Origin of the sequence: [Pseudomonas] carboxydohydrogena (assembly GCF_029030725.1) — a bacterium.
Lineage (GTDB): Bacteria > Pseudomonadota > Alphaproteobacteria > Rhizobiales > Xanthobacteraceae > Afipia > Afipia carboxydohydrogena.
The window spans coordinates 988,499-1,002,388 of sequence record NZ_CP113162.1 but is presented as its reverse complement, the minus strand read 5'-3'; the positions used below and the strand labels follow the sequence as shown (position 1 = coordinate 1,002,388).

The window sequence follows — 13,890 nt, the reverse complement described above, 5'->3', positions numbered from 1 at the left end:
AAGCGATGATCCATGAAGGGTCCGGCGCAACCGCACCGGGCCCTTCGCCTTATGGGAAGAGTTTAATGCCCCGCGCCAGCTCCGGCGCCGGGCTTCGGCCGCTTCACCACGACGACGAGCAGACTCAATCCGATATAGAAAATCGTCAGCAGGTAGAAAGCATCCGCATAGGCCATCACCGACGCCTGCTGATGCACGCGCTGCCACAACACCTTCAAGGCCATCAATTGCGCATCGCCCATTCCCTGAAAACGCTGCGTCAGCGTGTTCAGCATGTCCACCGCGCTGGCGTTGCCCCAGTTCACGACGTCATGCAGACGGGAGATGTGAAGATCGGTGCGGTCGTTCAGAACCGTGTTGATGAGGGCTAGCCCGACCGCGCCGCCCATGTTGCGGGTGAGGTTGAACAGTCCCGAGGCATTCTTCATGCGCTCAGGAGCCAGCGTGCCCAGCGCGATGTTGTTGACCGGGATCATCGCCAGCATGATGCCGAGCCCGCGGAAAATCTGCGGCCACAGCAACTCGTAGAAATCATATTGCGACGTGATCCACGTCATCTGCCATGTGCTGAGCGCGAACACGAGCAGGCCGACGCCGATCATATAGCGCGGATCGACCTTGTTCATCAGCCGCCCGACCAGCGGCGCGGTCATAAACATCGCAAGACCGGAGACGAACATCGTCTCGCCGATCATCAGCGGGTTATAGCCGCGGATCTCGGCGAGATAGCGCGGATAAATATACGTCATGCCGTAAAGGCCGATGCCGACGCAAAAAGAGAAGATGCTGCCGACCGCGAAATTGCGATCGGTGAAGGCGCGGATATCGACGATCGGCTCTTTCGCGGTCAACACCCGGTAGAAGAACGCCACTGTGGAAATCGCGCAGACGACGCCCATGATAGCGACCGACTCGTCCTCGAACCATTGATATTGCGGCCCCTCCTCCAGCACATATTCGAGCGAGCCGAGAAAACCCGCCATCGCCGCGAAACCGAACCAGTCGAATTTGTCGAGCAAGGCGAAGTTCGGCTGGTCGAAATCGACCAGCGCGAGTACGCCGAGCGTCACCAATATGCCCGGCACCACGTTGATGAAGAACAGCCAGTGCCACGACGCCGCATCCGTGATGTAGCCGCCAACCGTAGGCCCAATGGTCGGCGCGAGCGTTGCGACAAGTCCGATCGCGGGCGTGACGATCGACAGCTTGCTGCGCGGAAACACCGTGTAGGCGGAGGCGAACACGGTCGGGATCATGCCCGCGCCGAGGAAACCCTGCACCGCGCGCCACAGGATCATCTCGTCGATGGTCGAGGTCAGGCCGCACATGAAACTGGAGATGGTGAAGCCAGCCGCGGAGATCGCGAACAACAGCCTCGTGCCAAATGCGCGCGACAGGAATCCCGACAACGGGATCGCGATCACTTCCGCGATCAGATACGCGGTCTGCACCCACGACACTTCGGTCGCGGACGCCGACAGGCCGGCCTGAATTTCGGACAACGACGCCGACACGATCTGGATGTCCAGGATCGACATGAACATGCCGAAGATCATGATCAGGAACGCGATCATGCGGCGCGGCGCCACGGTCTCCGAAGCGGGCGTGGCGGCTGGTATCGATCCTATGGTTCCGGATGCTGCGCTCATGCGCGAATTCCGTGAGTGCTACTCTGTTCTGGCGATAGCCTGTTTGGCAGGCTTCCGGGTATCGACCTCGACTTCGACCGACATACCGGCGCGCAGAAGATTTTCATGCGCGACCGTTTTCGGCACGCGGACGCGAACCGGCAGGCGCTGCACGATCTTGGTGAAGTTGCCGGTGGCATTGTCCGGCGGCAGCAGCGTGAATACCGAGCCCGACGCGGGCGACAGGCTCTCGACGGTGCCGACGATGTCGCGACCCTTCACCGCATCGACGCTGATGTGAACCGGCTGGCCGGGACGAATGCGCGCGAGTTGGGTTTCCTTGAAATTGGCATCGATATACACATCATCGAGGGGCACGACGTTGGCGAGGCGCTGGCCCACCGAAATATTGTCGCCTTCGTTGACGAGGCGGTTGGAGAACACACCGTCGATCGGCGCGCGAATGGTGGTGAAGGACAGATCGCGTTCGGCCTTCGCCAGCGCGGTCTTCAATTCTCCAAGCTGCCCTTCGGCTTCAGCCTGCTGCGCCTTGATGACATCGATCTGCGCCTGCGCGGCGTCGAGATTGGCCTGAGCTCCCTGCACCGCGGCATTGCTCTGGTCGCGGGTTGCCTGCGACTGGTCGAAGGTCGCCTTCGAGGCAAAGCCTTTCTCGCTCAACTGGCTCTGGCGGACGAAATCAGCTTCGGCGCGCTTGGCCGCGGCCTGCGCGGATTCGAGTTGCGCCTGCGCCTGCTCGACCGCGCTTTCCTGCGCGGTCGCCTGACGGCCGATGCGCTGGATGGTGGCTTCCTGCGTCGCGATCCTGGCGCGGGCGTTGTCGACCGCGATCTTGTAATCGCCGTCGTCGATCTGGAACAGGAGATCGCCCGCCTTGACCTCGGTGTTGTCGCCGACCGCGATCTTGGCGAGATAGCCGGAGGCGCGCGCGCCAAGCATCGTGTTGTTGGCGCGGACATAGGCGTCGTCGGTGGAAATCATGAAGCGGCCAACCAGAAAATAGTGGATGCCGAACACGGCCAGCGCGATCGCGGCCACGGCTCCGAGTCCTGCGAAAATTTTCTGGCGGCGGCCCAGTCGCGCCCAGCGGGAGCCCGCCGCAGCCGGGGCATCGGCTGCGGTGTCGGGGCTTTCCGTGGTGCGGCGTGCGGTCACATCCTCTAGCCGGGGGCGGACAGAGTTCGATGCAGGCGTTGCGCCTTCATCTGTCTCGATGTCGGCCTTGCGGACAGCAGATTGCTCACGAGGGGCCATCTGGGAGAGCCTTTCATTGACCAAACCGTTCAGTCAATGCTATTTACTATTGACCGAACCGTTCGGTCAATAGTAGGAAAGGCATAAAGGAACAAATTTTTGCGAGCAAAAACTCCCTTCAGGGATACAACTGAACCCATGATTCCCACCCAGCCCCTTCCCGCCAATGACGAGGACAGCGCCAAGCGCCGCCAGATCGTGGAGGGTGCGCGCAAGGTGTTCCGGGAACTCGGTTTTGACGCCGCCAGCATGGGCGAAATCGCCAAGGCGGCCGGTGTCTCGAAGGGAACGCTCTACGTCTATTTCGCCGACAAGCTGGCTCTGTTCGGCGCCATCGTCACCTGCGAGCTGCGCGATCAGGGCATCACCAAACTTGCCATCGATCCGAACGAGGACGTGGAGACGACGCTCAAGAAGTTCGGCCAGGGCTACATGGAAATGCTGTGCCGGCCGACCGGCGGCTCCACCATCCGCACCATGATGGCGATTGCCGAACGGATGCCCGAGCTTGGCCGTCGCTACTATGAGCATGTCCCCGCCTCGTGGCTCGGCAAGCTCGCGGAATACCTGAAGACTCAGGTCGCCAACGGGACGCTCTCGATCCCGGATTGCGATCTGGCGGCTGCGCAATTCATGCTGTCATGTCAGGCCAGCCTGTTTCTGCCGTTCATCTTTCAGGTGACGCCCGCGCCGAGCAGCGAGCGGATTGCCGAGGTGGTGGCCAGCGGCACCCGCATGTTCCTTTCCGCCTACCGCCGCCAATCCTGAACCGCCCTGCTCCGGTCGCCTCTCCCTGACGCGGTTCCAGGAATTTTCTGAAATTCTCCCGCCGGGCCGCCTGCAAACGCCCGTGAAATTGGATTAGTCTTGTGCGGGCCTGACAGACCTTCGCAAGGAGATCGGGGATGAAGCTGCCGACCTGGTCCGAGTTTCTGGCGATCTTCGTGGCTGCGTTCGTTACAGCCGTCTCGATCAACCTGCTGTGGGGGAGCTACTCGCAGGCGCGAATGGCGCATAACGAACCGCTGTTTGCGCCCATCATGCTCGACAAGACCACACAGCTCGGCCCCTGAAAGCCGCTATCGAATGCGGCTTTCGTCCTCGATCGTATCGTGGTCTTCCTTCGACAGCGGCCCATGGGCGGATGTGCGGCGCACCTTCTGCCCGATCGATCCCGTAATTCCGTTGTCGCGATTGGCATAGCTGCGGCCACCGGCGCGCGCCGCGATCTCCTCACCCGACACAGCCGCCGGCTTGCAGATGACGCGCCCGCTCGCGCGGCGCATCAGATCGACGTGGATGTGATTGTAGTGATAGATGTTGGCGCCCGGCGCGAGCACGGTGTTGAACCGCTGACAGGCGGCGCCCTGAACATCGCGCAGGAAGCCCTGCTCTTCCGGCAAACCCTTCCAGCCATTCTGTACCGAGATATAGCGCCCGTCTGCGAGCGTGAATCCCGCGACATCCAGCGCATTGCCGAACGCATGTTCTGAAATATGCGCGTTGGGATTGCCGTTCATACCGCGGCAGGAATAGGCCGAGATCTGCTTGATCTCCACGACGCGCGCGCCGAACCAGCGCATCGCGGCCGGCTGAATCGATTCCGTGATCCAGCGGTCGAGTGCGGAGACAATGGGACATGCGAGCGTCGCGGTCGGCTTCAAGGCAACAGGGCCGAAAGAGGACACCGGGTTGCCGACAGGGCCAAGCCGCTGCTGCGAATAGGGCGGCGGTTGCTGCGCCCTCTGCTGATACGGCTCACTTCGATAAGGCGCGCCTTGATAGGACGCGGGCGGAGCAGCCGGACGGCTTTGCACGGCTTCTCCGTGCGCCATGTCGTCTTCGCCATCGGCCGGCGACGTGGCCTGAATATTCAAAGGCACCGGCGCGCCGGACGGCACATAGCCATTTGGCGCGGAGGGATATCCCGGGCGCTGATACGAAGAAGGCTGCTGATACGATGACGAAGGCTGCGCAACCGGCCAACGCGGCTGGCCCGCGATCGAGCCCGGCGGCCGCAGATCGTCGGCATAACCGAGCGAACTGTTGCTCTCACCAAGCGCGCTGACCTTCAGCGGAAATTCCGCGCCACAAACCCCCGGTCCGGAAATCGGGCTGATGCGCACAACCTCGGCGGTTTCCTTGACCTCTCCGGTCTTCAGGCACGCCTGTTCCGCCTCGGCTCGCCAGGGTTCACGCTCTGCGGTTTGAAAAAAACCGCGACCGCAACCCGCCAGGGAGACAAGGGCAAGGGAGCCGACGAGATACAAACTCACTCCACGCGCCATAAGCGGGAGAGTCCGCGAATAAACTTAAAGACTTATCAACGGCTTGCTTTTCAGATTCTTTTAACCACGATAGGCGCGTTCAGGCCCCGTTGCGGGCAGATTCTCTCATCGGCAACGGCATCATGCGTTTGAAACCCCTCGTGGCCGCGATCCTGATCCTGGCCGGCTCCTTCTTCATCAGCCTCGAGGTGATGGACTGGATATGGCCGCCGCGCGCGTCGAAGCCCGCACTCGCCAAACTGCCGCCCTTGCCGCCAGCGACGCGCCGATCCGAATTCGTGGCTCCCGTCATTATTCCGCTCAACGTGATCGCGTCCGCGCTCGATCGCGCCGCGCCGCGCGATTTCGGCGGCAAGGCCGATAATCCGACCAGCCAGATTCTCACGGATGCGGATATCGACTGGCGCATCACGCGCGGGGCCATGGCCGCGAGCGGCGACCAGAACGCGCTGACCATGTCCACCCCGCTCAACGGAAAGCTCACCGTCACCGGCTCGCTCTCCACCGCGGCTGGCTCGCCGCTCAACAACGCGCTCGGCAATCTGTTCGGCGCGAAGACCGCGCAGAAGCTCGGCAACATCTCGATCAAGTCGCTGAACGCGAGCGCCGCGATCAACGGCACGGCGACGGCGACATCGCGCCCGCGCCTCACGCCCGACTGGCATGTCGATCCGCAACTCACCGCGCAGGTGACGCTCGCCAACAACAGCCTGTCGGTTGCAGGCGCGAAGGTCGCCGTGCCCGCTCAGGTGAAGCCGGTGATCGACAATACCGTGAACGAACAGGTCGGGCGTCTGCAACAGCGGCTGCGCAACGACGAGAGCTTCCGCCGCGCGATGCAGCAGCAATGGGCGCGCGCCTGCAAATCGATCGCGCTGCCTTCGCCCGCGCCGGGCACGCCGCCGCTATTCCTCGAAATGCGCCCCGTCAGGGCCATGGCGGCGCAACCGCAGATCGACAATACCGCGGTCAAACTCGCGGTCGGCCTGCAAGCCGAGACGCGAATCGTTGATCGCGAGACCACTCCGCAATGCCCCTTCCCACAAACACTCGAGATCCAGCCCGCGCTCAACGAGGGACACGTCAACATCGGCGTTCCGATCGACATCCCGTTCGCGCAGCTCGGCAGGATCGCCGAAGCCGGGCTCAAGGGCCGCACGTTTCCGGAAGACGGCAGCGGCGCAATCGCGGCCCGCATCAAGAGTGTCGATATCGATGCCAGCGGCGACCGCCTGCTGATCTCGCTGCTGGTACATGCGAAGGAAAAGGCAAGCTGGTTCGGGCTGGGCGCGGACGCCACCGTGCGAATCTGGTGCCGCCCCGTGCTCGATGCGGATGCGCAGGTGCTGCGCCTGACAGATTTGTCGGTCGCCGTTACATCCGATGCCGCCTTCGGCCTGTTCGGCGCGCTCGCGCAACGCGTAGCACCTTATCTGCAACAAGCCTTGCAGGAGCATGCGACCATCGATCTGAAGCAGATATCATCCGGCGCACGGCAAAAACTCACCGGTATCATCGACGGTCTCAGGACCGAACAGAACGGCGCCAGGGTCAACGCCAGCGTGACCAGTGTGAGACTCGGTGAAGTCTCCTTCGACTCCTCGACGCTGCGCGTCATCGTCGAGGCCACAGGTACGCTCAACGTCACCGTGACCCAATTACCCTCGCTGTAAACAATTTCCGTGAGGTTCCATCACGATTAACGGTCCGGGAGACTTGTTCCACAGCCATCTTTCGATGACATGATATCTCCACATTGTCGGAGCATTCACGCCGCATCCGCGCGTCGCCCTTGAGGGACGCAATCGTTCGCGCATCTGGCCATGGGCCTGCCGAACCAAATCCATCGAACCCAGGGATTTTGACATGAAAAGATTTGCGCTCGCCGCAGTTGCGGCGTTGTCGGCGATTCCGTTTGCTCATGCCGAAGGCGAATCCTATCGCGCCATGGTGGAAAGCCATGCCGCCGCCGAGGGTGTTCCGGCGGAACTCGTGCATCGGGTCATCATGCGCGAGAGCCGATACAATCCACGCGCCGTTCATGCGGGCAATTACGGCATGATGCAGATCAAGCTACAGACGGCGCGCGGCCTCGGCTACACCGGCACGGCACAGGGCCTGCTCGATCCCGAAACAAACCTCACCTATGCGGTGAAGTATCTCGCCGGTGCCTATCGCGCCGCGCATGGCAACCACAACCGCGCCGTCGCCTACTATGCCGGTGGATATTATTATGCCGCCAAGCGTCAGCGCCTGATGGAAGCGAACGCGACCATGCTCCCGAATTCCGGACTTGCACCTGCGCTGGACATCACGCCGCCGCAGTATGCCACGCCGGTGCGGTACGTTCACCACCGGCGTCATACCCGTCACCGCCACCATCGCTGACCGGTAACAGCCGGTCCCACAGCGGGGACTTTACGCAGGCTTATGCTGCGCGATCGGCTGCGGTTGGCCCTTTTCGTCAACGGCGACATAGGTGAAGTTGCCGTCGGTCACCAGGATGATGCCCATCTCGTTGCGCCGCTGCACCCATGCCTCGATGTGCACGGTGATCGAGGTGCGGCCGACGCGCACCTGCGTGCCGTAGACAGACACAAGATCGCCCACGAACACCGGCTTGCGAAACGTCATCGCCTCGATGGCGACCGTGACATTGCGCGCCAGCGTCGTCTTGTAGGCGAACACGCTGCCCGCGAGATCCATCTGGCTCAACAACCAGCCGCCGAAAATATCGCCGTTCTGGTTGGTGTCGGCCGGCATCGCAATGGTGCGAACGCATAGTTCGCCTTGCGGCACCGAGTCGTCCAATACGATCGATCTGGTTTCATGACCCGTCACAGGGGTATCTGTCATGTGATGCTCTATTCCTCGAAGGTCAGCGGAATGTTGCCCAGCCGGCATCCGGCTTGAAGCGTTCGCCATATTTCGCCGCCAGCGCCGAAAGCGCATTGGCGACATTCTCGGGCCCGCGCTCGCGCGCGTAATTCAGCGGCCCGCCACGGAACGGCGCATAGCCGGTGCCGAAGATCATCGCGCCGTCCACCGTATCCGGATTATCGACGATGCCCTCGCGCAGGCACGCGACGCAGACATTCGACATCGGCAGCACCAGACGGTCGGTCATGTCCGGCGTCGGATGGACATGCGCATGTCCCTTCTGCACCCGGCCGTCCTTCCACTCATAGAACCCGCGTCCGGTCTTGCGGCCGAGTTCGCCCTTGGCGACCTTCTCGCGCAACCATTCCGGCGCGGCGGGGATGGAATCGCCTAACTTGGCGCGCAACTCGTCGCCGACCGCGAGACAGATATCGAGACCGACCTGATCGGCCAGTTCGATCGGTCCCATCGGCATGCCGAATTTCTCCGCCGCCTCGTCGATGGTGAGCTTGTCCACCTTCTCGTTGAGCATCAGCAGTGCTTCCATTAGGTACGGCATCAGTGCGCGGTTGACGAGAAAGCCCGGCGAGCTTTTCACCGGCAGCGGCAGGCGATCGATGCCGCCGACGAACTTCATGGCGTTGGCGAGCGCCTCGCGGTCCACCTGATCGTGACTGATGACCTCGACGAGTTGCAGCCGCGACACCGGATTGAAGAAATGGATGCCGAGCAGCCGCTCGGGTCGCTGCAACGAGGCGCGCAGTTCCTCCAGCGGAATGCTGGAGGTGTTGGTCGCCAGAATCGCCTCCGGCTTCATCACCTTCTCAAGCCCCGCATAAATCGACTGCTTGAGCTGCAATTTTTCCGGCACCGCCTCGATGATGAGGTCGGCGTGCTTCGCACCCTCGCCCGTCATGTCCGGAATCAGGCGATCCAGTTCGTCACGCTGGCCGATGCGGCTGCGGGTGATCTTTGAAAACAGATCCGAGGCACGCTTCATGGCGCCCGCGATCGCAGCGGGCTGCATGTCGGCCAGCGTGACGCGCAATCCCTGATGCGCGCACCACGAGGCGATGTCGCCACCCATCGCACCGGCACCGATCACATGAACATGCTTGATGGCGCTCTTGCCGCCCGCGAGCTTCTTCATCTCGTCACGCAGGAAGAACACGCGGATGAGATTTTGCGCGGTCGGCGTCACCATCAATTTGGCGAAGGACGGCTTTTCCGCCGACAGCATGGCCGCGCGGTTGCCGCCATACTTTTCCCACAGATCAATCAGCGCGTAAGGCGCCGGATAATTTTCCTGCGGCGCCTTCATGCTCGTCTCGGAGCGCATCCGCGAGGCCAAAATTCCGCGCACCGGACCGATGTTCATCACCTTGGGCAACATCGAACGATTGCGCTTCAGGCGGCCGAAGATCGCATCCTTCACCGCGCCGCGTACATGACGCTCCTGCGTCACCGCATCGATAAGACCGAGCGACTTCGCCTTGCGCGCCTCGACGGTCTTGCCCGTCAGCATCATGGTCATGGCTTCGACCGGACTGAACAGATGCGTCGAACGCGCCGTGCCGCCAAATCCCGGATGCAGGCCGAGCAGCACCTCGGGAAAACCAAAGCGCGCGCCGTCGATCGCGATCCGCATGTTGCAGGCAAGCACGACTTCCAGCCCGCCACCCAGACAGAAGCCGTGGATGACCGCCACCGTCGGCATCTTGAGATTTTCCAGCCGGTCGAGAATTTCGTGACCACGGCCGAGTTGCTGCTCGACAAGAGCCGGATCGGACAGGCCGCGAAACTCGTTGATATCCGCGCCCGCGATGAAACCCGAACGCTTCGCCGAGCGGATGACGAGTCCGGCGGGACGCTCGCTCTCCAGCGCCGTGAGGATTTGCGAAAACTCCTCCAGCACTTCGGTCGAGAGCGTGTTGGCGCTGGCGCCCTCGCGGTCGAACAACAGCCAGGCGATGCCGTCTTCGTCGCGCGTCAGCTTGAAATGGCGATAGGGTCCGGACGACGGCTGGGGGCCGAGTTCGAGGACGTGGTCCTTCATCGCATCGAGGATTTTGCTGTCCATCGCCGTTTCCTAAACCGTCTCGATCAACATGGCGCCGCCGAGGCCGCCGCCGATACATTCCGTAGCAACGCCGCGCTTGGTGCCGAGCCGATGCATCGCATTGACCAGATGCAGCACGATGCGGTTGCCGCTGGTGCCGACCGGATGACCGAGGCTGATCGCACCGCCATCGACATTGAGCTTGGCCTGATCGATTTCGCCCGCTGCCCCGTCGAGGCCGAGGATGTCGCGGCAGAACTTGTCGTCCTTCCATGCGGCGAGACAGGCGAGGACCTGCGAGGCGAACGCCTCGTTGATCTCCCATGTATCGATGTCGTGGATCGTCATGTTGTTGCGCTTGAGCAACCGGTTCGACGACAGCACAGGACCGAAGCCCATCACGGTCGGATCAAGGCCCGACCATGCGCTATCGACGATGCGCGCCTTCGGCTTCAGTCCGTGTTTATTGACCGCATCTTCCGACGCCAGAATAGTCCAGCAGGCGCCATCGGTGATCTGCGAGGAATTGCCCGCCGTCACCTGCCCCCACGGCCGCTCGAAGGCGGGCCTGAGCTTGGCGAGCTTGTCCGTCGATGAATCGGGGCGCACGCCGTCGTCGTGATCGTAGAACTTGCCCTTGCGGTCGAACGCGGTCTCGACCTCGCCCTTGAGGAAGCCCTGCGCCTGCGCGTTGGCGAGCCGCTTGTGGCTTTCCACCGCATAGGCGTCCGCCTGCTCGCGCGTGATACCCATCAGATGCGCGATCACTTCCGCGGTCTGGCCCATGTTCAGGTCGGTGACCGGATCGGTCAGCCCGCGCTCCAGGCCGATGATCGGCTTGAAATAAGACGGCCGCAATTTAAGGAAGGCCGCGAGTTTCGCCAGCGTGGTGCGCGCCGTGGCCATGCCAGCAAACCAGCGCACGCCCGCCTGCGGAAACACCAGCGGCGAATAGCTCAAGGCTTCCGTGCCGCCCGCGAGAATCATGTCGGCCTGCCCGGCCTGAATGTAGCGGTAGGCGGTGTCGATCGACTGCATGCCGGAGCCGCAGTTGATCTGCACGCCGAAGGCGACCATGTCCTCGCCCATGCCGAGCCGTAGTGCCGCGACACGCGCCGGATTGACCTCATCGGCGATGACGCTGACGCAGCCGATAATGACCTGATCGAATTCGGAGGACTTGAACGGCTGCCGCGCCAGCAGCGGACGCCCGGCCTGCACCGCCAGATCGACCGGCGTGAACGGCCCGGGACCGCCCTGCGCCTTGAGAAACGGCGTTCGGCTGCCATCGATAATATAGACAGGACGGGACATCAGCTTGCGGCCCTTTCCGCCGTTGCGGTGGCAGGATGGTTCTGACGGTAGATCGGAGACAGCACTTCCGGCGCGAAGTCATCGACCTCGATCACCTTCGCCACGGCCTCCTGCGCTGTCTTGATTGCTTCCACATCCGCCGCCGTGATGATGCCACGCGAAGCGGCCTCCCCCCAGTCGCGAATATGAGCGGCGCGCATTTTCTTTTCAATTGGCTCATTGGCTACAACGAGACGGAAGGCGCGTTCAAGGCGGGACAGCGGTCCGTCATCGTTCGCACCCGCATGATAAAGGCCCGCCGTCAGGCGATCTCGCTCCGGAGAAGGCGACAGGACCATCTGCGCGCACTGGTGCACGACCTTGTCGGACGGACCCAGCGTGTTCGATCCGAGCGGCTGCACGACAAATTTCAGGAGCCACGCCACAGGGCGGTTCGGCAGGTTCGCCAGCACTTCGGCGAAACGCTGCTCCATGGTGCGGATGCCGTTCGCCATGACCCAGCGCAGCGCGGGCAGATCGGCGTCCTGCCGGCCCTCGTCTTCCCAGCGCTTCAGTGCGGCCGACAACAGATAAAGCTCGGACAGAATGTCGCCGAACCGCGCCGACAGCGTTTCCTTGCGCTTCAGCGCGCCGCCGAGCGTGAGCAGCGCCATGTCGGCGCACAGCGCGAACGCGGCGGAATAGCGCGAGAGCTGGCGATAATAGCCCGTCACAGCGCCCGCATCCGGCGCGGGCGCGAACAGGCCGCCGGTCCAGCTTCGCCCCCACGCCCGGAACAGGTTGGCGAAGGCGTGGCCGACATGCTTCCAGAACGAGTGGTCGAACGCTTCCAGCCCCGCGTCCTTGTCTGGATTGCCGATGGCGTTGATCTCTTGCAGCAGATAGGGATGCGCGCGCGTCGCGCCCTGTCCGAACACGATCAGGTTGCGCGTGAGAATGTTCGCGCCTTCCACCGTGATCGCGACCGGCACCGAGCGGTAGAGGTTGCCCATGTAGTTCTGCGGGCCTTCGATAATCGCCTTACCGCCATGGATGTCCATCGCGTCATCGACGACGATCCGCAGCCGCTCGGTCGCATGCAGCTTCATGATGCCGGAAATGACGGCGGGATGTTTTCCCTGATTGAGCGCCGCGCAGGTCAGCCGCCGCGCCGCGTCGAGTTGATAGGCCGTACCCGCGATGCGGGCGAGCGGCTCCTCGATGCCCTCGAACTTGCCGATCGGCACCTTGAACTGTTCGCGGACGCGCGCATAAGCGCCCGCGCTGCGCGCGCAATAGGCAGCACCCGACGCCGACTGCGACGGCAGCGAAATGCCGCGCCCCGCCGCCAGCGCGCTCATCAACATCTTCCAGCCCTGACCGATCCGCGCCTGCCCGCCGATGACGTAATCCATCGGAATGAAAACGTCCTTGCCCCAGTTGGGGCCATTCTGGAACACCTGCATCGCAGGCAGATGACGATGGCCGATGGTGACGCCGGGCAGATGCGTCGGGATGAGAGCAACGGTGATGCCAAGCTCTTCCGCGCCGCCGAGCAAACGCTCCGGGTCGCGCGCCTTGAAGGCGAGGCCCAGCAGCGTCGCGACAGGGCCCAAAGTAATGTAGCGCTTGTGCCAGTTCAGGCGCAGGCCCAGCACCTCCTGCCCTTCGAACGTGCCCTTGCAGACGACGCCGGTGTCGATCATCGACGCGGCGTCCGAACCCGCCTCCGGGCTGGTGAGGCCGAAGCAGGGAATTTCGCGGCCCGCGGCCAGCCCCGGCAGCCATTTGTCCTGCTGCGCGCGGGTGCCGAATTTCATCAGAAGCTCGCCCGGCCCGAGCGAGTTCGGCACCATCACGGTGACGGCTGCCGTGACGGAGCGCGAGGAAATCTTACGGATCACTTCCGAATGCGCGAACGGCGAGAATCCCAACCCGCCGAACTCCTTCGGAATGATCATGCCAAGAAACTTGTTGGCCTTGATGAAGGCCCACACCTCGGGCGGCAGGTCGCGCCACTCCCAGTTGACCTTCCAGTCGTCCACCATGGCGCAGAGTTCTTCGACGGGACCCGCGAGAAACGCCTGCTCCTCATCCGTCAACTTTGCGGGCGCGTTAGCCAGGAGCTTCGACCAGTCCGGGTTGCCGGTGAACAAATCCGCATCCCACCACACGTCGCCCGCTTCCAGCGCCTCGCGCTCGGTATCGGACATCGCCGGAAGTGCCTTATGCGCCCACGCGAAGATCGGACGCGTCAGAACATCGCGGCGGAAGGAGAAGCTCATGGAGGCGTCCTTTTCGGTGCGGGCAGAATAGCCCATCGGCGGACAGGAAGGTGGGAAGTTTGAATCCCGAGGTGAGTGTGTATCTACTGACCTTATAAAGTCTCACTATCGATCCTGAATTGATCCTGACAGGGTCTCGAATCTCAACATCGTGAACAAGATTATACGAAGTGGGAGAGGCT

11 protein-coding genes are annotated in these 13,890 nt (G+C 62.7%); 4 read left to right on the top strand and 7 right to left on the bottom strand.

The window, feature by feature from the left end; translation table 11 throughout:
- Nucleotides 1-62 precede the first annotated feature (62 nt).
- Nucleotides 63-1,649: a DHA2 family efflux MFS transporter permease subunit gene (locus AFIC_RS04790; RefSeq protein ID WP_275248013.1), complete on the bottom strand. Its 1,587-nt coding sequence runs from the start codon at nt 1,647-1,649 to the stop codon at nt 63-65.
- Nucleotides 1,650-1,667: 18 nt separating this feature from the next.
- Nucleotides 1,668-2,903 (bottom strand): HlyD family secretion protein, encoded by a 1,236-nt coding sequence (locus tag AFIC_RS04785; RefSeq protein ID WP_275248012.1) that lies wholly within the window; start codon nt 2,901-2,903, stop codon nt 1,668-1,670.
- 138 nt (nt 2,904-3,041) lie between these two features.
- Between AFIC_RS04785 and AFIC_RS04780 the strand changes: the two genes are divergently transcribed.
- Nucleotides 3,042-3,671 (top strand): TetR/AcrR family transcriptional regulator, encoded by a 630-nt coding sequence (locus tag AFIC_RS04780; RefSeq protein WP_275248011.1) that lies wholly within the window; start codon nt 3,042-3,044, stop codon nt 3,669-3,671.
- A gap of 137 nt (nt 3,672-3,808) precedes the next feature.
- Complete coding sequence (locus AFIC_RS04775) at nt 3,809-3,976, top strand: hypothetical protein (protein ID WP_275248010.1); 168 nt, start codon at nt 3,809-3,811, stop codon at nt 3,974-3,976.
- Nucleotides 3,977-3,982: 6 nt separating this feature from the next.
- On the opposite strand, the gene AFIC_RS04770 is transcribed toward AFIC_RS04775, so the two are convergent.
- On the bottom strand, nt 3,983-5,191 hold the full coding sequence (locus AFIC_RS04770; protein ID WP_275248009.1) for an extensin-like domain-containing protein: 1,209 nt from the start codon (nt 5,189-5,191) through the stop codon (nt 3,983-3,985).
- 122 nt (nt 5,192-5,313) lie between these two features.
- Between AFIC_RS04770 and AFIC_RS04765 the strand changes: the two genes are divergently transcribed.
- Nucleotides 5,314-6,864 (top strand): DUF4403 family protein, encoded by a 1,551-nt coding sequence (locus AFIC_RS04765; protein WP_275248008.1) that lies wholly within the window; start codon nt 5,314-5,316, stop codon nt 6,862-6,864.
- 193 nt (nt 6,865-7,057) lie between these two features.
- Complete coding sequence (locus AFIC_RS04760; protein ID WP_275248007.1) at nt 7,058-7,579, top strand: transglycosylase SLT domain-containing protein; 522 nt, start codon at nt 7,058-7,060, stop codon at nt 7,577-7,579.
- Between the two features lie 30 nt (nt 7,580-7,609).
- Here the strand turns inward: AFIC_RS04760 and AFIC_RS04755 are convergent, their stop codons facing one another.
- The 4 genes from AFIC_RS04755 to AFIC_RS04740 are packed head-to-tail and all read right to left on the bottom strand — an operon-like array spanning nt 7,610 to nt 13,708.
- On the bottom strand, nt 7,610-8,047 hold the full coding sequence (locus AFIC_RS04755) for an acyl-CoA thioesterase (RefSeq protein WP_275248006.1): 438 nt from the start codon (nt 8,045-8,047) through the stop codon (nt 7,610-7,612).
- 22 nt (nt 8,048-8,069) lie between these two features.
- Complete coding sequence (locus AFIC_RS04750) at nt 8,070-10,151, bottom strand: 3-hydroxyacyl-CoA dehydrogenase NAD-binding domain-containing protein (RefSeq protein ID WP_275248005.1); 2,082 nt, start codon at nt 10,149-10,151, stop codon at nt 8,070-8,072.
- A 9-nt stretch (nt 10,152-10,160) separates the two neighbouring features.
- Entirely contained in the window at nt 10,161-11,444 is a 1,284-nt protein-coding gene (locus AFIC_RS04745; RefSeq protein WP_275248004.1) for an acetyl-CoA C-acetyltransferase, read from the bottom strand.
- Nucleotides 11,444-13,708, bottom strand: coding sequence for an acyl-CoA dehydrogenase (locus AFIC_RS04740; RefSeq protein WP_275248003.1), 2,265 nt, complete (start codon nt 13,706-13,708; stop codon nt 11,444-11,446). Before AFIC_RS04740 ends, AFIC_RS04745 begins: the two co-directional genes overlap by 1 nt.
- Nucleotides 13,709-13,890: the final 182 nt, after the last annotated feature.